Origin of the sequence: Butyrivibrio sp. AE2015, assembly GCF_000420825.1 — a bacterium.
Lineage (GTDB): Bacteria > Bacillota > Clostridia > Lachnospirales > Lachnospiraceae > Butyrivibrio.
Map to the genome: position 1 here is coordinate 83200 of NZ_ATVR01000005.1, position 23969 is coordinate 107168.

19 protein-coding genes are annotated in these 23969 nt (G+C 38.4%); 1 reads left to right on the top strand and 18 read right to left on the bottom strand.

What is annotated here, in order from left to right; translation table 11 throughout:
* Positions 1–59 precede the first annotated feature (59 nt).
* From recO to G585_RS17085, 8 genes are read right to left on the bottom strand one after another with little or no spacing between them, the layout of a single operon-like run.
* Positions 60–707, bottom strand: coding sequence for a DNA repair protein RecO (gene recO, locus G585_RS0104325; protein ID WP_022773237.1), 648 nt, complete (start codon positions 705–707; stop codon positions 60–62).
* An 8-nt stretch (positions 708–715) separates the two neighbouring features.
* The gene (gene era / locus G585_RS0104330) at positions 716–1738 is read right to left on the bottom strand and encodes a GTPase Era (RefSeq protein ID WP_022773238.1); all 1023 of its coding nucleotides are present in this window, start codon (positions 1736–1738) and stop codon (positions 716–718) included.
* Positions 1722–2747: a DUF4349 domain-containing protein gene (locus G585_RS17080; RefSeq protein WP_022773239.1), complete on the bottom strand. Its 1026-nt coding sequence runs from the start codon at positions 2745–2747 to the stop codon at positions 1722–1724. The genes era and G585_RS17080 overlap by 17 nt, the downstream gene beginning before the upstream one ends.
* 14 nt (positions 2748–2761) lie before the next feature.
* A complete protein-coding gene (locus tag G585_RS0104340) occupies positions 2762–5692 on the bottom strand; it encodes an insulinase family protein (RefSeq protein WP_022773240.1) in 2931 nt (976 codons plus the stop codon).
* 24 nt (positions 5693–5716) lie between these two features.
* Entirely contained in the window at positions 5717–7330 is a 1614-nt protein-coding gene (locus G585_RS0104345; RefSeq protein ID WP_022773241.1) for a hypothetical protein, read from the bottom strand.
* Between the two features lie 40 nt (positions 7331–7370).
* On the bottom strand, positions 7371–8108 hold the full coding sequence (locus G585_RS0104350) for a YebC/PmpR family DNA-binding transcriptional regulator (RefSeq protein ID WP_022773242.1): 738 nt from the start codon (positions 8106–8108) through the stop codon (positions 7371–7373).
* A gap of 25 nt (positions 8109–8133) precedes the next feature.
* Positions 8134–9204: a hemolysin family protein gene (locus tag G585_RS0104355; protein ID WP_026663771.1), complete on the bottom strand. Its 1071-nt coding sequence runs from the start codon at positions 9202–9204 to the stop codon at positions 8134–8136.
* A gap of 57 nt (positions 9205–9261) precedes the next feature.
* Positions 9262–10710 (bottom strand): hypothetical protein, encoded by a 1449-nt coding sequence (locus tag G585_RS17085; protein WP_022773244.1) that lies wholly within the window; start codon positions 10708–10710, stop codon positions 9262–9264.
* 137 nt (positions 10711–10847) lie between these two features.
* Between G585_RS17085 and G585_RS18750 the strand changes: the two genes are divergently transcribed.
* Complete coding sequence (locus tag G585_RS18750) at positions 10848–12050, top strand: J domain-containing protein (protein WP_022773245.1); 1203 nt, start codon at positions 10848–10850, stop codon at positions 12048–12050.
* A gap of 120 nt (positions 12051–12170) precedes the next feature.
* On the opposite strand, the gene G585_RS0104370 is transcribed toward G585_RS18750, so the two are convergent.
* From G585_RS0104370 to G585_RS0104415, 10 genes are all read right to left on the bottom strand, one after another.
* Positions 12171–13058, bottom strand: a complete 888-nt coding sequence (locus tag G585_RS0104370) for an alpha/beta hydrolase family protein (RefSeq protein ID WP_022773247.1) — start codon at positions 13056–13058, stop codon at positions 12171–12173.
* A gap of 69 nt (positions 13059–13127) precedes the next feature.
* Positions 13128–16085, bottom strand: coding sequence for a glycoside hydrolase family 3 C-terminal domain-containing protein (locus tag G585_RS17095; protein WP_022773248.1), 2958 nt, complete (start codon positions 16083–16085; stop codon positions 13128–13130).
* A gap of 13 nt (positions 16086–16098) precedes the next feature.
* Positions 16099–16698 (bottom strand): hypothetical protein, encoded by a 600-nt coding sequence (locus G585_RS0104380; RefSeq protein WP_022773249.1) that lies wholly within the window; start codon positions 16696–16698, stop codon positions 16099–16101.
* A 143-nt stretch (positions 16699–16841) separates the two neighbouring features.
* Positions 16842–17714 carry an alpha/beta hydrolase family protein gene (locus tag G585_RS17100; protein WP_022773251.1) on the bottom strand — a complete coding sequence of 291 codons (873 nt, stop codon included), beginning with the start codon at positions 17712–17714 and terminating at the stop codon, positions 16842–16844.
* Positions 17715–17815: 101 nt separating this feature from the next.
* Positions 17816–19102, bottom strand: coding sequence for an ATP-binding protein (locus tag G585_RS0104390; protein ID WP_022773252.1), 1287 nt, complete (start codon positions 19100–19102; stop codon positions 17816–17818).
* Positions 19102–19815, bottom strand: a complete 714-nt coding sequence (locus G585_RS0104395; protein WP_022773253.1) for a LytR/AlgR family response regulator transcription factor — start codon at positions 19813–19815, stop codon at positions 19102–19104. Before G585_RS0104395 ends, G585_RS0104390 begins: the two co-directional genes overlap by 1 nt.
* Before the next feature lie 15 nt (positions 19816–19830).
* Positions 19831–20988: an alanine racemase gene (gene alr / locus G585_RS0104400; RefSeq protein WP_022773255.1), complete on the bottom strand. Its 1158-nt coding sequence runs from the start codon at positions 20986–20988 to the stop codon at positions 19831–19833.
* A gap of 9 nt (positions 20989–20997) precedes the next feature.
* Positions 20998–22554: a bifunctional ADP-dependent NAD(P)H-hydrate dehydratase/NAD(P)H-hydrate epimerase gene (locus G585_RS0104405; RefSeq protein ID WP_022773256.1), complete on the bottom strand. Its 1557-nt coding sequence runs from the start codon at positions 22552–22554 to the stop codon at positions 20998–21000.
* A gap of 48 nt (positions 22555–22602) precedes the next feature.
* Positions 22603–23265 (bottom strand): hypothetical protein, encoded by a 663-nt coding sequence (locus G585_RS0104410; protein WP_022773257.1) that lies wholly within the window; start codon positions 23263–23265, stop codon positions 22603–22605.
* A gap of 15 nt (positions 23266–23280) precedes the next feature.
* The gene (locus tag G585_RS0104415) at positions 23281–23919 is read right to left on the bottom strand and encodes a redox-sensing transcriptional repressor Rex (protein WP_022773259.1); all 639 of its coding nucleotides are present in this window, start codon (positions 23917–23919) and stop codon (positions 23281–23283) included.
* Positions 23920–23969 lie beyond the last annotated feature (50 nt).

Below are 23969 nucleotides of genomic sequence, written 5' to 3' on the forward strand. Positions count from 1 at the left end.
CTCAAAACAAACAAAGTAATTATATCCAAATAGTTTTTCTTTTTCAATAGAACATATTGCTATATCATATTAAGCATTTCAAGACTCTTTAGTGGTCTGTCTATACTATCTTCGATATAGCGGCTCGATATTCTTTCAAGTTCAGAAAGAACTTCATCTGTAACCGTGAAAGTATAAAGCTTTTCCAGATTACTTGTCGCAATATAATTCATTGCATACCTGGTGGAATCAAGAAGATCGATGTTCTGCGGGATTCCCGGATATTCTCCCTGAGTCTTTAATGTTCTTAGTTCAAACACACATCTTACAAGCTTGTTGGGAATATTGTTTTTCAAAAGAGCTTTCAGTGAAACATACAATAGATTAAGGAGTTCTTTATCCTCGTTATTTTCTCTCGTATAGAAACTTACAATTTCCAAAAAATAAGAGCCATAGCAGGCACTTTCAAAATTCTGTCTGAATCCTTCAAAGTAGTTTTCAATATTTGCCTCAACAATAGTATAGGAATTTCTTCCTTCATACAGCTTAAATGTACCAAAACTAAATGGCTCAACATTACCGGAAAGTCTGTTGCCAGGCTTTCTGGCATTTCTGGCAAAAGCTGTTATCTTACCTCTTTCAGCTGTAAAAATAGTTGCCACAAGGTCGTAATCGCCTACAGGTGAATGCTTTATTATAATTCCACGTACATAGACAAGTTCTTCCATAAAAATCCTTACTTTTTAAAGCTATTCACATCATACCCAAAACTCTTCATCTGAGTCTTGTCATCTCTCCAGTCTCTTCTGACTTTAACCCATATCTGAAGATTAACCTGACACTGCAAAAGATCCTCAATATCTTTTCTGGCTGCTGTGCCGATTTTTTTAAGCATAGCCCCGCCTTTACCTATAACAATTCCTTTATGAGAATCCTTTTCGCAAATAATTGTCGCATCTATATCCATCATTCCGCTTGATGAATCAATAGCTGCATCCTTAAGCATTGCATCAAGGTCTAAAGCTGACTGTTTAGGGGGATGATAATGTCTCTTTTTCTTACTTTTTTCCTCTACAGCCTTTTTCTCACGCATCTTCATGCTCTCAATAGTAACTGCTATTCCATGAGGAACTTCATCCTTTAAAAGTCTAAGAGCCTTTTCTCTGATTATTTCAGCTACAATATCACGTTCAGGCTGGTCTGTAATTGTATCCTCGTCATAAAATGGAGGTCCCACAGGTAAGAATTCCTTGATGACATCCATCACACCGTCAATATTCTGTCCCTTAAGGGCTGCCACATGAACTATCTTAGAAAAAGACATTTCTTTCTTATAAGCATTTTCAAAAAGCTCAAGCTTTTCAGCCGGAACAGTATCTATCTTATTGATTACAAGGATCACAGGTTTTTTTAATGTCTTTAATTCTTCAATAATTGATCTCTCTACTTCGCCGATATAAGTGCTGGGCTCCACAAGCCAAAGTACCATATCTACTTCTTCTATGGCACTTTTGGCAACCTTTGACATATATTCGCCAAGAGCATTCTTGGTTTCATTGATGCCCGGCGTATCAAGAAATATCATCTGTGCATCATCATCTGTATAAACAGTCATGATCCTGTTTCTTGTGGTCTGTGGCTTATTGGAAGTTATAGCAATTTTTTGTCCAATAAGATGGTTCATAAGTGTAGATTTACCTACATTTGGGCGACCAATTAAAGTTATAAAGCCTGTTTTAAAATTATTGTTTATTTCCATTATCATTTCCTTGTGTATTTACCTGTCCTGCCGATGGCTGAACCTGTGGCTGTACCTGCCCCTGAGCCTGCATATATGCTCTCATTTTCATTTCGCGTTTCTTTTTTCTGGAAGAAGCATATGCTCTGCAACCAAATGTGGCTGCCAAGCATAGGATCAAAAGAATAATGATCTGAGGGATATGTATCACTATCCATATAAAGAGCTCAACCAAAGCATTGATCACTTCTTTAAAGTTATATACAAATCCTTCTGCGATTCTCTCGATCACGCCCTTTTTCTCAGCCGGCGTATACTGCTCAACTTCTGAGACGTCCATATAAACTGTACTGTAATCGACCTTGTTGTCATAGGTTCTAAGCTGAGACTCAATGCTTTCAAGCTCATACCTTACATCAGAAAGTCTCTCTTCAACCTTTATGATATCCTCAACCGTCTCCGCTTTTTCAAGTATCTCTAAAAGTCTTTGTTCTTCTGTCTTTAATGCTTTTTTCTTGCTTTCTATATCAACATACTGAAGTGTAACATCATCGACATTTACTGACTTATTAGTGATGTTGGTTCCCGCTTCAACAGATTCAATAAAAAGATCAAGCTTATCAGCAGGAATTCTGATGGTGTAGCTGGCACTTCTGCTTTCTTTATACGAGGAGTATGTGCTTCCATTATAGATGTTGCTGTTCTCAATGTATCCGCCAAGCTCTTTGGTCTTATTCTCGACCTGTGCCATTGTCTTATTAAGATCTTCTGTTTCAGTGCTAAGATTTACTGTTGTAATGAGCTTTCTATTTGCATTCTCTGTCATCTCTACAGATTCGTTTGGCGCTTCTGCTGCTTCTGCATCCATCGTTTCATATGCATTATAACCCTTAGCGTCATATGCAGACTCTACGGCAGATTCCTCTGTATAGCTTGCGCCTGTGTATCCACTGCTTCCACATGCGCAAAGACCTACTGTTGTTCCAATTGTAACCCCTAACAATAAAGCTTTAATGCTCCCCTTTTTCATAACTAATCCCCCTATTAAGCTTTTACAAGTTGCTCCACAACATTAAACAAATTCTTGCTCTCTTCAATCTTATCTGCTGTTCCGATTACACAAACACAGTTATCTTCCATAAATGCATCCACGTACGCAGCAAGACTTCTGATCGTCTCCTTGGTAGTTCCAAGAAGTTCATCTCTGTTCTTCTGAATATTCTCCATTTTAGCGTGACACATATAAGCAGTAAGACCATAAGTTCCCTTGCCTGAAGGTGTCTTTGGTGTATCAAGATCAGAGATCGCGCCAATAATATACTGAAGGATTACTCTGTCATCTGCCTCAAAGTTCTTAAGATAATCAGATGCCTTTTCAAATACATCAATACTATTCTGAAGATTAGGATCTCTATAAGTCACAAAAGCACTGTCACCATTTTTAGCATAGCTGCTCATGCATCCGTAAGCACCACCAACGACTCTTATATTCTTCCAAAGGTAATCATAGCCCATCATTACCTTCAATACTCTTAGTGCCCCATTGTACTTTAGACCTTTATTCGCGTAATTGCCGGCTCTGCATACATACTGAACCTGCCCTGCAGTAACAAACGCCTCATTTTTCCTTCTAGTTGTGATCTCTAAATGGCCCTTTTCACATTCTTCTGTGAAAAGAGATTTTGAGAACAAAACGCTCTCCTTTGGAACATTTTCATATTCTTTTTCTGTTCCTGTTATATCAACAAAAAGATTCTCAGGTCTGAAGATAATTTTGCAAAGTCTATAAAGATGTTCAGATATTTCCTTTGCTCCTTCATCTGTTTCAACTTTTTTCAAAAGTTCTTCAAGAGTTCTGAAGTATCCAATGCCACTTACCTGGTCTGAAACAAAAGCTGCCGGTGAAACATAGGACATGGCACGAAGAGCCGCTGTCTGATGTCCTGCAGATGAAAGATCAGATGATAGTCTTGCATACTGCTCACCAAATATCTCTTTTAATCTCTTTGTATCATCAAACTTAGTACATGTAAGGATTTCTTTTACCAGTTCAAAAGCATACGAAAGGTTATCATGAAGTACCTTCACGCTGATCTCAAAGGCAGTTTCGAACTTCTTAACATCCGAAGAATCTGTATAAGTGCTGATAGATCCGCTTATTCCACCTGTTCGTATGTTGATTTCGTTGTAAAGATCTCCATATGTATAGTGTTTAGTATCCATCATGCCAAGCACTTTTTTAAGCACTGCAGCATATGGAAGGTCCTTTGCATCTATATTCTTAAGGTCAAAGACAAATGTCAGATAGTCAATTCCATTAGTAAAAATGTCATGGAAAAGAATCTTAACACCATCCATTTCTCTTTCTTCATATTTGAACTGTTCAGCTTCCTTTTTAAGGTCTTCAAGCTTAAGAAGCGGAATCTTTTTAAGGTCCTCAGGATCATCAGGTGTTTCCTGATATTCCTTGAGCTCTTTTGTTTCTTTGACAATTCTCTTTATCTCATCTGCAGATAAGGAATCCTTGTAAGCAGCAAGTTTTTTTGAAAGTTCCGCATCTTTTTTCTCAGTAAGACCTTTTTCAGGTTCAAGCATCAGAACTGTCTTGTGGTTATTATCAAGAAGATACTTTACGATTAGCTTTTCAAAGTAGTCTCCATCAACCTCTTTCTTCAGTTCAGCAAAGGTATTGTTTGCTTCAACGTGAATCCATGGCAGCTTGTCATCATAGAGCCAGCTGTCATAAATCTGAAGGCCATACAGAAGTCCCTTTGGAAATCTTCCAAAATCAGCTTCTCTATACTTAAACTCATCATAGTTAAGTCCGGCCATCAGAGCTTTCTTGTCAATGCCATCCTTAACCTGCTTTTCAAGAACTTCAACGATAGTTTTTACAAAATCGTCCTTCTGAGAACTGTCAGCATTTTTGGCAATTATTGAAAATACAGGCTGTTTGATTCCATTATCATACTCACTGTAAACATCCTGTCCGATTCCCTTGTCAATAAGAGCCTTCTTTATAGGGGCTCCCGGAGCTGAGCAAAGTGCATAATCAAGAATATCAAACGCAATATATGTCTTTCTGTCTAAGGTTGAACCTATACTGCAGTTATAAGAAAGATATGTATTCTTTGACTCGCTGTCAGACTCAAGGATAGAATATGGCTTTCTGACCTCCTTAGGTGAAGAAAATCCTTCCTGCGATGCAATCTCAGAATCAACTTTAAGATAATCAAACTTTGAGAGATAGTTTTTATCGATATAATCAAGCTTTTCAGCCATATCCATGTTTCCATATAAATAAATATAGCTGTTTGAAGGATGATAATATTTCCTGTGGAAATTAAGATAATCCTCATAAGTGAGCTCATAAATATGATCAGGGTCCCCGCCTGACTCAAAGCCATAAGTAGTGTCAGGATAAAGAGAATTCTGAATTTCTCTTGAAAGGACATCATCTGCAGAAGAAAATGCACCTTTCATCTCATTATAGACAACACCGTTAATTGTGAGATCAGAGGACTCATCCTCCATCTCATAGTGCCAGCCTTCCTGCTTAAAGATCTTATCAGTCTTATAAATATTGGGATAAAAAACCGCATCAAGATAAACGTGCATCAGATTCTGAAAGTCAGCATCATTGCAGCTGGCAATAGGATACACGGTCTTATCCGGATAAGTCATAGCATTCAAAAATGTATTAAGCGATCCCTTAACAAGCTCTACAAAAGGATCCTTTATAGGAAATTCTTTTGAACCGCAAAGAACTGTATGCTCTATAATGTGTGCAACACCTGTAGAATCCTTTGGTGGTGTCCTAAATCCAATAGAAAAAACCTTATTCTCTTCATCATTAGACAAAAGAGCAATTCTTGCCTTTGTCTTTTTATGGCTCAAAAGATAGCTTTCAGAGTTGAGATCTTCTATTCTTCTCTTTTCAACTATCTCATAAGCGTCCAAATCTTCTATTCTCATAATTGTCCCTTCAAATTATATATTTTAAAAGTCAAAATCATCGCCTGGCTTAAGCGGAATATCAAAATCATCCTTAAGGGCCTGTTCGATCTCTTTTCTATCAATGGAGATCGTTCCCTCAAATTTAGGCATCTTCATTCTTGGTGCCTCATCTCGTTCGCCCAAATCCGCTTCTGTTTCCATAGGAAGTACCATTCCTTCCGGCACAAAGCGCTGTTCTTCTTTGACTTCTTTTTCCTTTGTTATAACTTCACTAACTTTTTTATTCACTATTTCTTTTGCAATATCCTCAATTTCTTCCTTGCCCTCATCAGCATCGTCAGCGCTTTCTTCAGCTGCCTCTGCCTGTGTTTCCTCCTGTTCTATATTCTCTTCATCCACTATCACAATAAGTCCATCATCTTCCGGAGATACTGTAATAAGGCTGACTACGCAGGCAAGTACGAAGCCATAGAATATAGTGACCATTATCTGAGAATTCATCTGTGTAGCTCCCATAAAAGGAACTGTCAGATAAATAATAAGCATAGATAAAAGCCATGGAGAGATTCTGTCAATCTTTCTGTTTTTCCAAAATCCAATGATAATACCGGACATGGCGATAACAGTAATAAGATATATGATCTTATAATCCGTATAGATCATGAAAAGGCTAAAAGTATTAAGATTCTTAAAATAATATGTAGCCCATTTCACTAATGTATTAAGCGTATTTTCAGGTCCAAGTTCCTGGATGATCATTCCAAAGAAACTACATACGCCACCAAGTAAAACAAATACTAATTTAAACAGCCCACTCTTTAACTGCTGACCGACAATAAACAGAATGGAGAAAACAAATGGTGCAATAGTAAAAAGTGTTCCGGCATCTGTATAGCCCATAAAGCCAATTACAGCACCAACAATCAGGTACCAAATGATCCAAACTCTTGATATAAAGTGTCCACGGTATGTGCCTCTCAAAAGCGCCGCTATCAAAAAGAGTTCTACAGAGAACATTGCGTAAAAAAGATTGTCAGTTCCAAGAGAAGGTATTCTGAACCTGTCAACAAATATCGGCATAAATGAAACAAAGGAAGCAAAAACAATAGACGGAAGGCTTCCTAATAACATTTTTACCGAAGCCGATGAAAACAGGATAAAAATGCAGAATGAAACAATCTCAAAGAACAGCGCAACGTTTATGTCATTACCTGTAAGAAAAAGGATACCTCTGAGAATAAAGGTGTATACGATAGACAACAGATCATTTTCGGGAGTTACATTTGTGCCGCCGATCACAGCATTTTCATAAAGAGAAAGCTTACCTGAAACTTCAAGAGCCCCATTGGCACAGACCTTCATCCTTAAAATGAATGCACTGGCAACTATGATTCCCAGCAAAAGCCCATAAAGAATGTGAAAAAGGTTTTCTCTTGAAGCAACCCCATCTTCAATGCTGTCATATAACTTTCCAAAAAACACCATCAGCACTGACATCAAAAGAATTCCCAGAACCGTCAGAACTGCTGTATACATTATTTTTTTATCAGACGGAAAAAGTCCTAAAAAGAAGCTGGAACTCGCTACCATCACCACATCAAAAATAATAAACAAAGCCCAGATGCAATACGCTGGCCACATACGTTTCAATTTCATTTTAGGACTCCCCCCGCCTATCAAATATTAAAAATAATAATTATTCGTCTGCCTCTTCCCAGTTATGGTAAACAGCCTGAACATCATCGTCCTCATCAAGAAGATCAAGGATTCTCTGAAGGTACTTAACTGTATCAGCATCTGTTACAGATACGTAGTTCTGAGGAATCATTGTTACTTCTGCTGAAACAGACTCAACATTCTCTCTGCCGAGTGCCTCAACTACAGGCTGGAAATTCTCAGGAGAAGTAAGGATCTCATAGCTGTCCTCTTCCTCATTGAAATCATCAGCGCCTGCATCAAGAACAAGCATCATAAGGTCATCAGAAGACATTTTGCACTCTTCTTTATCAATAATGATCTGACCTTTCTTATCGAACATGTAAGATACACATCCAGGTGTTCCAACATTACCATTTCCCTTAGTGAATGCACTCTTAACATTTGAAGCTGTTCTGTTCTGGTTGTCTGTAAGTGCCTCAACAATGATAGCTGTTCCGCCAGGGCCATATCCTTCATAAGTAATATTCTTGTAATCAACTGCTCCGTCAGCACCTGAAGCCTTCTTGATTCCACGATCAATTGTATCGTTAGGCATGTTGTTTGCCTTAGCCTTTGCAATAACCTGTGCAAGCTTAAAGTTGTTAGCTGGATCTGGTCCACCTTCCTTTACTGCAACGGCAATTTCTCTACCGATAATAGTAAAAATCTTTCCCTTTGCTGCATCATTCTTTTCTTTTTTGTGCTTGATGTTAGCAAATTTTGAATGTCCTGACATAAAAACTTCCTTTCATAATAATTAACTATTTTGCTATTTCTAATTCTTTTTCCTCACTGCCCGCCTCATCTTCCGGAAGCTTGGTCATAAGAACGCTCTGGATCATATGATTCTGTACAGAAAGGATCTTGAAATTATAGCCTTCAACTGAAGTATCAAATTCTTCGTCACTTTCCGGTATCCTGTCCAATTTGGAAATAAGATAACCGTTTATTGTTTCAAACTCAGAATCCTCAAAAGAGATCTCAAATTTCTTTTCAAGGACTTCCAATGGAGTCATACCATCGACGATAAATTCGCCTCTGTTCTTGGTAGGTTTAATATAGTTCTCATCCTCATCATATTCATCAAGGATATTGCCTACTATTTCCTCTAAGATATCCTCCATGGACACAAGTCCTGCAGTCTGGCCATATTCATCAATTACTATGACCATCTGAGTCTTAGATGACTGCATGCTATGAAAAAGAGAATCAATGTTCCTTGTCTCAGGTACAAATTTAGGCTGACGAAGAAGACCTTTTATCTTCCTTATAGGAAGCTCCTCATCTGTTTCCTCTGAGAGCTTTTTCATGGCATCTCTTATATGCATTATTCCAATAATATGGTCAATATCATCAAGATATACAGGGAATCGGCTGTTATTGGTCTCCATCATGAAGTTAACAGCTTCTTTAAGGGTCATGTTTGCATCGATAGCCACCATGGCATTTCTATTTGTCATGATATCCTGAGCTTCCTTATCTGAGAGCTCAAAAATATTGGAGATCATATCTGCTTCTGACTCCAGGATAACGCCATGTTCCTGTCCTTCTGTAACCATGGACTTGATCTCTTCCTCAGTCACATCCGAAAGGCTGGCATCACCGCGATCTCCGCACAAATACAAAATGGCTTTATAAAAAACATTGATAAGAAAGCCTTCGATACTTGTGGCATCATCATTAAAAAACTTAAACACCCTGATATTCTCTTCTTTTTCCATTTCATCGCCCTTGAAGTGCCATACAACGCGGAAAATGGAATGAATAAGTATATCAATAAAAAGAACTATAAGTACTGCAATAAAAATGACAGAAGGCAAGCCTTCGTCCATAATCAATCCTCCTACCTGCAAAAAGACGCATAATATCAAATTAAACTATAACACATTTTAGTTTTCTCTATCAAGCCTGTCAATTTCCGCCTTTATTGTGCTGTCATAAATGCCATCCTTCTCTTTTTCTGACATAGGAAGATCTTCATAAGGGACAAGCAGATGATGCTTTCTGCGGCTGTTATCCCTCTTCTCAGCAAAGGTCCAATGATTGATCAGGTGGAATCTGCTCCATCTGATATGCTCGATTCTCCAGGCATCCTCACTGTCCTCATCCATAATGCCATCATTTTTAAGGCGCTTTTCGATCCAGTAGTGATCTGCTCTTGCTATGCTTGAACTCTTTTTAAATCCATCAAGTTTCTTCCACTCGTCTTCCATCTCTTTTTCATAATCAGAAGGCGCAGTCCTGTTGCTGTATCTAAGTGCGTAGTCATAGTTAAAGAGCTTACCCTGTCTATAGAGCTTTTCACTCTTTACATTATTTTCAGTGAGAATATTCTCCATATCACCAAAGACCATGATCTTATCTGTTTCATAAATATCGGCGTAACTTATCTTTTCATCTGAATAGCAATGGATCTCAGCAAGAGGATTAACATAAAGAACTTTTTGGATAAAATCGATCTGGTCTTCTTTTTCAGTGTAGATAAGCCTGTCCATGTCAGCAAGAATATCCATTTCCATATCCCATGGATTCTCATGAACAATGATCTTATCATTATTCTCAGTTGAAAGATTCTTCAAAAAGTCTGCTCTTGAGCCTTCTATCCCCCAGAGATGATACTCAAACGAGTGCTTTAAACCGTAGATATTATTAAGATATCCATATTTAAAAATGGCAAATGCTATATCACCTGAACCTACTATAGCTATCTTATAGTTGTCATCCCTGTTGTCGTACAGATTATTCTTTTTCCAATAGTCTCTGGCCATAAGGTCATTAACATTAAAGAAATGCATCTGGGTATTAATAAGATTGCCAGCTCCTAAAAGTGATGAATCAATACTGTTCATCATCATGTATACATTCTTATTGGATAAAGCCTTAGCATTCTGGCTGACAAATCTTATGCTCTCTGCATCATCTGAAAGCATAAGAATATGATCCTTTACTCTCTCAGGCTTTGAAAACTCGTAAGCCACATAGCCATGTTTTAAAGTTTTACCCAATGCTCTTCCCAGCTCGTTATCTGTGTAAACTACTGTTGCATCCTTTGAAAACCTTGAAAAGAAATGCTCAATCTTATAAAATGCGTATTTTACAAAACTCAAAATAATGCCGGCTGTAACTACAACGGCAGCTATTTTTGAGAACAGTATTATTGGTGTTTCATAGTCAGTTACAGGGTTTACAAAATAAATCGCCATAGCTGCGTAGATTACCTGAAATACATTCAACTCCCCGGACTGTGCATAACCTATGCATGCAAGAATAAAAGGAACCAGCCCTGCCAAATATTTTATCCATGGATATTTTTCCAAAAGCTTCTTTACTATTTTCATACACCCACCTTTTCCGGCTAAACGCCACCTTTAACCTTATCATTTAAAAGAGACTTCTTCAAGACTCTCGACACCTTTTCGTTTTTCATATAAAATTTTCTTTGTGTGGGGATTTAGGGTAAGGAGTTTTAGTAATTATGGTTTCTTTTTTAATGATGGCCGTTAATGCCATCTCAAGTATTGTTGTTTCAGTATTAAAAGCATTTTTCTCAATGCTTTCCTGGTTTATAAAAGCTTATGTCAGATTTCTTAAGCTGTTTTTCTGTATTCTTCCTGTTACATCAATTTCATTTTTTCTATTACTATGTATAAACGTGTTTCTGCTCTTTGGAGGAAACTTCGGTCTATTATCTATTGGAAGCGGGCCGGATTCTCAGATTCAGGCGCCCCACTCCCTTGACATCCAGGGCAGTGACCTGAATATTCCTGAGGAGATGGTAAAAGAGGCCAACAACAGTTTTACAAAAAATAACTATGTTGTTACTTCCTTTTACAACGATATCAGAACCTGGTGGATCGAATCGGTTTACTCATACAAAGGTGCTCCACTTTATATTTTCCTTTTGATACTTACCATCATAATGATAATCCCGGTTGGAACTATTCTTCTTTCCATCTCAGTATTCATGTCATTTAGCAAGATAATTTTCTTCTGTATCATTGCAGATGCCGTAATTTACGTTTTAAGAGCCATAATTGGCAAAGGCTTTTTAACCCAGGCTCTCGATCGCTACTACCGTCTTTTCCCCGATGCAGGCAAAAGACATTATGAAAAAGACTATGAGAAATGGCTCAAGAACAGATCCTATGCCGATTCCGAGGATGAACACGATCATCACCGCAGTAAAAGAGCCTCATTCTATGAAGATGATGATTATGAAGATGAAAACTACGAATACGAGGATTACGATGAGGATTATGATGAGGACTATGATGAAGACTATGATGAAGACTACGCCGAAGAATATGATGATGAATATGATGAAGATTACGATGAAGACTATGATGAAAGTGATACATATGGAGAAGATGATGTAGACTACGATGACGAGTCTGATGATAATTACGATGATATAGATAATGACGAGTATAACTATAACAACTCAGGCAATGGCAAAAGATACAATAATTCAAAACACAATAAGAACACTAATGGTAGCGCTACACAAGCTGCATCAAGTTCATTCGACTTCTTTGCCGGTTGTACTACAAAAGAAAGCGTTGATAAAAAATACAAGTCTCTCGTAAAACTCTACCATCCTGATAACATGGACGGTGACACTGCTGCTCTTCAAGAAATAAATGTCCAGTACGATAAAGCTAAACGGAAATTTTCATAAACAGACAGTTAAGATGAAATAATGCGCCTTGTTTTCTGTTTTGAATAAACATGAGAGAAAGCAAGGCGCATGCACTCGCAAAAATATAGTTTAATTTTTAAATAATACCTTTTCTCATATTCATCTCTCCCCAATAAAATCAATCATAGTCGTAATGACAAATTCCTTACCTGCATCATCAAGTTCTGAATAGCTGTGTCCTGAATTAGGCAAAGAATAAAAGACTGCACTTCCTTCGCTTCGCTTATTATAGGCATCAATCTGGTTCTTTCCGCCCTCATATGCAAAGTCCTGCTCGCCATTAAATAATATTACATCCCCGGTATATCCTTTTATCTTTTCGAATGGTTCATCGGAATCATTTTCGGGAATGTATGTTTCATCATCCTCTTCTCGCGCCATCATTTGCTCATTTATTCCAGTTGACAAAAGAATCAGTCCTGCTATTTCATTATGACTTGCAGCAACAAATGAAGATGTTACTCCTCCGTAGCTTTCGCCAAATAGAAAAATCCTATCGGTGTCTACATAATCCAATGTTTTTACCTTGGCAAGTACAGTTTCAAGATCAGTCATTCTTGATGTGTAATGAGCTGGAAACAGCTTACTTCCCTCGCTTTTCGCTCCGCTTTTATTTCCACCACAACATTCAAAAGAAAAAGCAGCTATCTTTTCCTTCGCAAGTCTTGAATATATGGCATAAAAATTTGTAGCATAACCACTTTGACCATGTGTATATATAACAACCGGTACTTTTTCACCATCAGCAATTCCAGTTGGTTTCGTTTCAACTGAATAGATGTGTCGTCCTGTCACGCTATTTTCCAAGTAATATTCAGTAGATTCAAAATCATCATTCTTCTCAAGACTTCTCCCCTCTGTAAACCAAGGAGTATTTGCTTTTACTGCCTTTGAATTTTCCGGTGATGCTTTGCTGCCACAAGCCATACTGTTAAACGAAATGAATACTATAACTAAAAATAAAACTACCCAATTTCCTTTTTTCATCTTTTCACCCCAATATTTAAACTAAAAGTCCCAAAAATTACATTTTTGAGACTTTTAATTCATATTATATTATTTATTCTTTTTAATACTGCGAACAAGCATGAATATGCTAAATGCTGCAAGGATTCCAAATACAACATCAAGAACGATTATAAGGATCTGCCACCATGTGACAACTTCTACAACCTGCATATTAGCAGAAACACCATTCATTGCATTTGAATTGGCTGTTGTATAAAGGATGTGCTTAGTAGCTTCCTTCATCGCAGCAACAACTGTAGGATCATCCTTGTATTCAACAAGCTTCTGTGTCCACTTTGCACCATCGTTGCAATCCCAGCCATCTCCGCCTGCCATAAGACCATTTAAAACATCCATGTAATTATTATTGTTTGAGAAGTCAGTCAGCACAAATCCGGGCATTCCCCACTCTCCGCGAAGAATTCCTGTAATGAGACCATAATCTCCACCAGCCCAAACGCAACCAAGTCTGTTAAAGCCTGTCATGACACAATAAGCAGATGCTTCAACTACAGGGTACTCAAAGGCCTGAAGATAAAGCTCTCTGGCTGCCTGCTCATTTGTCCATACACAGATACCATCTCTGGCTGTTTCCTGGTCATTAAGTGCAAAATGCTTCATATAAACATATACACCTTTACTCTGAATACCAGAAACTTCAGCAGCACATATCTTACCTGAAATAAATGGATCCTCAGAATAATATTCAAAGTTTCTGCCACTGTATGGTGTTCTGTGAATATTTACACCAGGACCATAAATTCCTGAATATGCCTTGCCATTTGCCAGCAAACAGTCGTTACCCATGCTGCGGCCAACAGCTGTAGCTACTTCAGCATCAAATGAAGCAGCCATAAGGTCTTCAGATGTATAACTTGTAGAAGAACCACCGCCTGTAAGTGTAGCCGTAATACCCTGTGGACCATTCTCATCCTTTGTAGCAGGCTTTGATACTGAAGCTACAGGAGCTGTGGAATGATATGTCTGACCAATAAGTTTAGCCATTTCATTAAATGAAACCTGATCAACAAGATCATCCCATGTGTAAGTCTTGCCATCAATTTCAATGCTTCCATCAATTGGAACACCTACAAACTGGGCAAGATTAAGATTTCCTTCCTTACCAACAACAGGCATTTCTCCATCAGTATTCTTTGTATAGACTTCGTTCATCTGTGCAACCATGTCATCAGATGCAGACATCTTGTAAGCTGCCTCATAGTTACCATTTGTAATGTTAGCAACAGGCATTGTGCCTTCCCAGTCTGATCTTGTCAGATAAACAATTCCATCACCATTATTGCCTTCCCTTCTATTGAGGTCTGCATGGTCTAACTGGTTCTGGATTTCATTTCCTGTTATAGCTGTAGCAAAAACAGTATTATCCTGAACTGCAACATTATATTGGCAAACCATTTCTCTATTGCCGTCTGATGTCATACCATTTTCTACTGTATAGTCTTTTGCTGCCAGAATATTATTTAACGCTTCATGTGAACCATTTGCTGATGTAAAATAGTAATCGCCGGCATCCAAAATATAGGTTCCTGCAGTGTTTGCATCATAAGCTCTAAGCTCAGTCTTAGGAACTGTTATTTCTGCAACAGCACTTCCACCTGCAGGTACATCTACCTTTGTAAATCCAACAAGCTCAACAGAAGCCTTCTCTACGCCATTTAACCTATCATAATCGGTGTACGGTGACTGCATATAGATCTGTACAGCTTCTCTTCCGTCAACATTTGAGCTATTGCTTACATTAACAGTAAATTTCAAATTATCGCCATCTTCTTCCATTGCGATGCTCTCATAGGAGATATCGCTATAGCTGAGACCATAACCAAAAGGATATGCAACTGTAGAAGCATAATCATATTCACCAACATTTTCAGTTCCCATTACTACATCTTCATAACGGGTCTCATAGTAACGGTAACCCACATAGATGCCTTCCTGATACGCAACGTAATATTCATTATTACCTTCAGAAAAAGACAGACCTTTTGACTTGGAATTTGTATAAGATGTTGCATGGGCATTCTGAAGCGCAGGTGAAGTGAGGTTATCATAGCAATAGGTATCTACCAGTTTACCCGATGGATTAACTGTACCATTCAAAAGTTCACCAACTGCACTGATTCCCTGACCTACTTCTCCAATCCACATACAGGCATCAATCCCATAATCGACACCACATATATCAGGATTGAGGAAATCAAGCTCAATCGCATTTGCAGCGTTCAAAAGAACTACAATCTTCTTTAAAGATCCGTTTGCCTTAAGCTCTGAAAGTTTAGCTAAAAGATCTTTTTCATCCTTGGAAAGCTGCAGGATATTACCATCAGCATCTCCTGCTCCATACCATGGAAGATCGGCTCCTTCGCCGCACACTCTTGAAAAAACAACTACAGCTGCATCACCATAGCTTTTAATTGAATCCCATTCATTACTTGAATATTTGCTTACAGGTACTTCATTAACCTTGAACTCGCTATTTTCAAAGATATAGTTGTTCAAACTTCCTGAAGCAAGAATTCTTCCATACTCCTTACCAGCGCCTTCTGTATAAAAAGACCACATGGTTGGATTAACTTCAAATCCATCTTTTTCAAGTGCATCCTTAAGGCTGTCAACACCGTCAGTGTTCATTCCGCCTGAACCGGTACCACCGTAAACAAATTTAGATGAATTGATACTAGCCAGTGTGATCTTGTCACCTGATTTAAGAGGAAGGGCATTATCTTTATTCATAAGTAGAACTGCGCCATTTGCAACAACGTTTTCTACCACTTTCTGCCCTTCTTCAACCTGCTGATCACTTGTGTAATCAGGCTCAAAATATGTAATTCCTTCATCACCTATGACTTTAGACCCTTCTACTCCCAGGACCATATTTATGATCTGGGAGTAGTTGTTGGCAATGGGGCCACCAATCAATGTGATAAGGAAGAAAAGCGTAAAAACAATACTAAGGACAACCCAAAGTACATTCTTTTTCTTCTTCAAAATAAATCCTCCATCAAGCCTCTGTTATGAGCTTAATCTCTGGCATTGTGATAATTCTGTATCCAAGACTTACATCTTCAGGATCAAGTGAAGGATCCTCAACTGTGATAGTAAGTGTCTCAGCATACTTTGAAAGGAATGCTTTTCCATCCATAGCACCATTCTCAGGATCAGCGATTTCCTTCATGTCGTCAGTCCAGTTTGCTGTATCAAGAACGCAGTGACCAGCAATATTGCTTCTACCGTATCCTTTTTCATGCTGCTCAAAATAAATTCTGTCAGCAGGCTGAAGTGTATAGTCTACATGAGTTGCCCAACCATCTGCTGAAGCTGCTGATGTGCACTTACCTGTATAAACAACTGTTCTAAGTCCCTTAACTCCAGGATCTGTTGTTCCAAAGATGTGCTCCTGATATGTGAGCTCATATGTGTTGTCGCTGTTAACCTTAAGAGTTACTACATCACTGCTGTACCAGCCGATAGCATCGATGTAAAAAGAGTTGCCGCAAGTAAATGCTTTGCTAAGAGAAGCTGAGCTTCCACACGCTGTAAGACTTGCACAAGTCATTACAAGAGCCATAAGAACTGCTAAAAACTTTGAAAATTTTTTCATTTTTGATTTCCTCCAAGAATTATATGTTTTTTACTTTTCACAATTTAACATCTACAAATTTTCATTTACATACGTACATCAAAAATGGTATTTCTCACATCATAATTTGCTGTACAAAAAAATCATTGACCTTTTTCTATTTATCAATCCAAATGAGCATCCAAAAACTCAAGAGTATACTCTGTTGCTTTTTTTGCAGTTTTTGCCTGGAAACCATGCTCGGCGTACTCAATCACTTTAAGTTCAGCATGATCGTATACATCAACAGCCTTTTCTGAATAACTAAGATCAACTACCTGATCCTTATCTCCATGACAGATAAGAACATCACCGTGATATTTGGATATTTCTTCATAGGCGTCGAGATTAAATGCATCCTCTGTATACTTTCTTCCGATTGTCATACCCATAATTTCTTCTTCATCGGGAACTTCGTCCAAAGAACTGTAAAGAGCTCTGCGTCCTTCAGGAATTGAAAGCGCAGGGAAATATAAAACAAGTGCTTTTACCTGTTCTGATCTCTTTGCTGCAGTAAGAGCTGCAACGAATCCTCCCTGGCTCTGTCCCATCAAAAAGAAATTTGAAGAATCAACATAATCAAGTGCCAAAAGCTGATCCATAACATCTGACAAATTCTGAACTTCCGTAAGTACGCTCATATCAAGACTTGATCCTTCAGATCTTGATCCAATACTTCCACCGCAAAAATCAAATGCGTAGCAAAGGTAACCCTTTTTAGCCCATGACTTTCCATAACCGTCAAGCATATCAGCATTTGTGTTGTAACCATGACACAAAACCACTGTGGGATGCTTTTCCTTACCATCCTCAGGTTTGTACATCATGCCATAAATCTTCTTTCCATCGCTTGTAAGGTCAAATTCCTCAGCAGTGACTGAAATGGACTCACTTGATGCAGTTGCAGATTCACTAACTGGTGCCGCATTCTTTCCGCAGCCTGCTAAAATCGTTGTCCCCAACAATATAGCCATAGCTGCCATCCCTAACTTTTTCATAAAAAATACCTCCAACAATTTTTTATGAAAAAAATAACAAAAAATGCGATTCGTCTAAAGACGAACCGCACAATCAGTACATTCTACATCATAATTTTCAATTAAAGCATAATGATATCAAGATTAAATACCTTATCTTCTGTCTTCACAGCGATAGTTCCATCATACTTTTTAACTATTCGCTCCATACTCCTCATTCCAAAACCATGATATCTTGGATCTCGCTGGCTCTTAGGCATACCATTTTCCATGATAACCTTCCCATCAAAGGAATTTTCAATATGTATGGTTGTTGTACCTCCACCACTTGAAACTGTAAGCGTGATGAATCTCTCATCTTCGGGAAGCTTTTTTGTCGCATGGATAGCATTGTTGAAAGCATTTCCGAAAAGACTGTATACATCAACATCATCCATAAAAGAAAGCTCGGCACCATTTACAAGAGTCGTAAGCTCTATATTTTCTTTACTGCATACTTCTTTTTTCTCAGCTATGACCACATCAAGGATATGATTTCCGGTACTTACAAATTCCTCGTACTTTTCAATTTTCTTTTTCAAAGCACGAAGCTGGTCTTTTGGAAGCTCAATATCATAGCCATCAAGAAAGCCTTTCAGATCATGATACTTTTCATTAACAAGTTCTATACTCTCTTTACTGCGTTTCATCTGATCATACTGCTGATGCATGAGCTCTTTCATAGTATCAACACCATTTCGGAGTTCAACTCTTTCCATGACACCAAACTGTAATAACAGAATAAAGAAATCACATAATATCTGATAGACAGCCTCCGCTCCAACCGCAAGAGAATTTCTATCATAATTGTCCTGAGAAAGGCGCGCCATTCCAATGCAGAAAACAAGCGCCACAGCTGAAAATATAGCCTTTTCCTTATTATGGAATATACTCTCCCTTTTTCTGGTAAAGGGTCTGAACATGACAAACAAAACCAAATATATAGACCCGTAGACTAAAAAATCAAGAATAAGCACCCCATTTAAGGTGGTACTTATTTCGCCAATTCCAGGGATCAGTTTTAATACAGTTTTGAAAGTACCTGCTATATCCTGCGCAATATACCCTGACGAAGCAACGAAAAGAGCTGTATAAAAATTCTCTTCATAAGCCAAGAAACAAACAATTATAGTAAGGAAAAATACGAGCAGAGATGCAGCTACTCGTGTAATACCGCTTCTTAGCTGCTCAAGATTTAATATGCCAAAGCCAAGGAGCATTTCTATTAAAACTATTCCCAAACAAGTTCCAAGAATAAATCTGAGAGCATAGTTTTTTCTTTTACCAAGAAAGCTGCCAAAAGGTAAAACTCCAACAACAGACTGAAAAAGGAGAATACTTATCCTATGATTCATATACCAAACCGGCATCACAAAGTACCTCCTTTATACTGAGCATAAGCAGACAGAAATTCTTTTCTCTTGCCCCTTGATATGGGTATTGACTCACCTGCCACTATAACATCGTCCTTTCGTATAACCTCAACATATTTAAGGTTTACAAGGAAACTTGCATTACATCTTGCAAACTTGGCCTTCTCCAATAGAAGCTCATATTTGCCAAGTGTCCCCCACTGCCGTACAGTCTCCTGCCCCATATGGAACAAAATATCATGTCCTGAGCTCTCAACATAAGTAATGTTATCTGCACTGACACGCCTTCCGGATTCCTTATTTTTCAGCTCAATGAGGACTCCGGGATTCCTGTATGACAATGTCTTTAATGCTCTTGAAAGCTTTGCCGAAAAAGAAGCATACTGAAGAGGTTTTAAGATATAGTCAAAAGCATTGACCGAATACCCTTCAACCGCATATTGAGTGAGGTTTGTAACAAAGATGATCATGACATTTTCATCACGAAGTCTTATCTTTTTTGCTACATCCATCCCAAGCATATCAGGCACTTTGATATCCAAAAACAGAATATCTGCATCCTGCTTATAAGAAGTCAAAAGATTGATTCCTCTATCGTACGTATCAACACTATATTCAAATGATGGATTTTCTTTTTTGTATCTGGATAAGACTCCCAGCAGTTTATCAAGCTGACTTTGCTCATCCTCCAAAATAGTTATCTTGTACAAATCAAAATTTTCCCTTTATACAAATACCCTTGGAACTCTTTTGTTTATATTGCAGGTAAGCTCATAGTTAAATCTTCCGCTTATCTCTCCAAGCATTTCTGCAGTTATCTCATCTCCTGATTTTTCATCTTTTCCGATGAGAATAACCTCATCTCCTTCTTTGACATTGTCTATATGTGTCACATCCACCATAAACTGGTCCATACAAACTCTGCCGATGATGTTTGCCCTTTCGCCATTAATTAGAACATATCCCTTATTGGAAAGACTTCTTGGATAGCCGTCACCATATCCAACAGGTATAGTAGCAATCTTAGTCGGTCTTGCAGTTACAAATGTTCCGCCATAGCTTACAGGCGTTCCTTCAGGTACTGTCTTTATCATTACAATGTGACTGATGAGTTCAAGAGTAGGCTTAAGATCAACTATTGTCTTTGGAACATCCTCTGATGGCCACATTCCATACATAGTCACACCTGCGCGCACCATATCCATTGAGCTTTCAGGAATAGATATTATGCTGGCGCTATTTGCGCAGTGTCGTAACTTTATCTTAATTCCGCATTCAGCCTCAGCCCTGTCAATGAACTCTTTAAATACAAGTTCTCTCTCTTTTGCATTTGTAAGATCTTTTTCATCGGCCCTTGCAAAATGTGTGAACACACCTTCAATATCCAGATTTTTAAGAGCAGCTACTTCCTTTATAAACTTTACTCCCTCTTCATCCGGAGTAATTCCTATACGTGACATTCCTGTATCAATAGCTATATGAATCTCAGGCTTTTTACTAATATCGCCTCTTTCAAGGAGCTTTTTGGCACAGGCATCAAGCTCTTTTGCCATATCTATTCTAAATACTGCAGGTCTTATACCTTCTATCAAAAGCCTCTCATAAGCATATGAAAAAGTGTATCCCAAAATAAGAATAGGCTTTTTGATAGCATTATCTCTAAGTTCAAAAGCTTCCTCTGCTGTAGCTACAGCATATCCCCAGATATAATCCTTGTTTTCCAGCTCCTTAGCTATTCTGACTGCTCCATGACCATAGGCATCTGTCTTAATAACCGCCATTATTTTGGTTCCGGCAGGAATATTCTTTCTCATACTCTCCAAATTGTAATCAATTGCCTTTAAGTCAATCTTGGCATAAACTCTGGAAAATTCTTCTAACATTTCTAAACTTCACCTCAGTATATCTTCAAGTTCGGCCGCAATATCAGATGCGACCATAGCATATTTACCATGCTTTGCAGCGGCATTATCACCACAGGCACCATGAATATATGTGCCAAGACACGCAGCCTCAAAACTGGTGTTTTCAAGACACACAAGCGCTCCTATTATGCCGGATAAAACATCTCCTGATCCAGCAGTCGCCATACCGTCATTACCGCTCACATTAATATATATCTTTTTCTCGTTGCTGTCACTTACTATAGTTCTGGCATCCTTGCAGATAACAGTGCATCTGAGCTCTTTTGCAAGTTCTTTTGGATAAAAAAGAATATTCTCCTTGCAATCACTGACAGGCTTTCCAAAGAGTCTTGAAAATTCTGCCAAATGAGGCGTTAAAACAAGTTTTCTGCCTCCAACTGAGTAATGAGCCAAAAGCCTTCTGTACTCGTTGTTCATAGCTACTAGATTAAGTGCATCTGCGTCCATTACAAGGTGCTTATTACAGTTATTAAGAACGATGCCAAGAAGCTCATCGCCCTTCATATCAATCCCGATTCCAGGTCCTATGACCACAGCATCTGCCCATTCAATATCCTTTATGAGCTTATCAGCCACAGGCTCAAAATCTTCATATACATCAATAAGAGCTTCAGGAAGAAGTGACTTAACAATTTCTGCATTCTCAATAGCAGTCATGATCTTGACCATTCCCGCACCTGAGCGAATGCAAGCACTTGCTGCCAGTACACAGGCTCCGCTGACATTCTTGGAGCCGGCAACTATAAGCACTTTTCCGTTGGTTCCCTTGTTGGCATCTTTGCGTCTCTTAGGAAGAAGCTCAGTTATCTTTTCATCATAGTAAAAAGCTGACGGTTCTCTTCCCAAAAAGCTATCGTTAGTTATCCCTGCGTCTTCCACATAAAGATTGCCGCAGTACTCACATCCGGGATAAAGGATCTCGCCAAGTTTAACCTGGTTAAAGGTAACTGTGACATCTGCTCTTACAGCAGTTCCCATAACCTTGCCGTTATCAGCATTAACACCGGAAGGTATATCAACTGATATAACAAGCATGTCGCTCTTTTTTTCTTCCTTACAGGCATTTATATACTCAACTGCCTTTAAAAAGCTCCCGGTAATATTCCTTGATAATCCGATGCCGAATAATGCATCTATAATGATATCCCATTCCAAGGAGTAAAGGTTGCCCGTCACATTGGAAAATGTGTCAGTTGTGATCCCATATTTTTCACAGGTCTTAAGCTGTTTAAGAAGAAGGTCACTCATTTTGGTGGGATCCCCTACAATCACCAAAGTGACAAGATAGCCCTTTTGTTTAAGAAGTCTTGCAATAACAGCGCCGTCGCCACCATTATTTCCTACACCTGCAAAAATAAGTGCTCTATATCTTCGCTGGCACTGTCTTTCTTTTGCCCACAGGTCTATTTTTTCCACAACCTTTAGAGATGCTCTTTCCATCAACACTTCACTGGAAATACCAAAAACTTCAGAAGTATTTCTGTCATAGATCTTCATTTCCTGACTGCTCACTGCATACTTCATTCTTGCCCCTCCCCAATATAAAAGCAGGCTGCCAAAGGGCAGCCTAATTTATTCAACATATTCCGACTCGTCACCTGCAAGAGGTCTTCTTATTGGATGTCTTCTATCAGGATCATACTTTAGATCAAAAATCTCGATAACTTCCGGTCCAAAAATCTGATGCATATAAGAATATAGATTATAATTCTCCATTTCAGTTTCCTGAAGACGAATAACATTTTTCTTTAGCTCTATTCTGACCTTTGAGATCCACTCATCCATGGTCTTGATATAATCTGTATTCTCATGAAGTGTCTCATAACACACCTTCATAGTCTCGATCATGAGCTTATAGTCAACATCATATATCTCTCTGGACAGATCAAGAAGTTCATCCTGATGGGAATCAAGTCTGTCATTACAATCATTTATAAGTCTGGTTCTATCCTGTATTTCTTTTTCGATGGCGGCTGAATTACCTGATTTGTTGGCTTTATCTCTGAGCGGCACAATTTCACCAAGAAGCTTTTTCTTAAGCTTCTTGATATCCTTAGTCTCGCTTCGGATCTTGCCATCACGTTCAACGAGTGCATTAAGTTGATCTGCTAGCTGCTCGATCTCAGGTGTCATTTCTGTCTGAGTAAATAACTGATGCCATTTATTATCCAGCGTCAGTATAGGAATACTTTTCCCCTCAAGAGCAGACATATACACTTCATCACTCTTTGCCATCAGTTTCTCTCACTGTTAAATGTTTTTTTCGTATCTATTAATATTATATGATAATTTCATCAAGCTGTCAGATAAATGAACATTTTCTACCTGAATATTGTCAGGAACTTCCAGATCAACATGGGCAAAATTCCAAATAGCCTTAATACCACACTGCGCGAGCTTGTGTGCCATTGGAACTGCCTGATCCTTAGGAATAGTAAGAACTGCTATTTCTATGTTGTTGTCCCTTACAAACTGCTCCATCTCCTCGATAGGTCTTACTTCTACATCTCGGATCCTGGTACCGTAAAGTGATGGATTGCAGTCAAAAGCGCCCTTAAATACGAACCCTCTTCTTGTAAAGTTAGTATAACCTGCAATAGCTTTACCAAGGTGTCCTGCACCGATAATAACCAAACTGTGCTGTTTGTCGATGCCAAGGATCTTACTGATCTCTTCATAAAGGTAGCTTACATTATATCCGTATCCCTGCTGTCCAAAGCCACCAAAATTGTTAAAGTCCTGTCTTATCTGTGAAGCAGTAACCTTCATGATGCTTGATAGTTCTTGAGAGGAAATTCTCTCAACACCCTTCTCTTTAAGGTCTCCCAGATATCTGAAATACCTTGGAAGCCTAGCGATAACCGCCTGAGAAATTTCTTTTTCTGCCATATGCTGCTCCTATCTTATACATATAAATATGCGTGTTTGTTAATAATTAT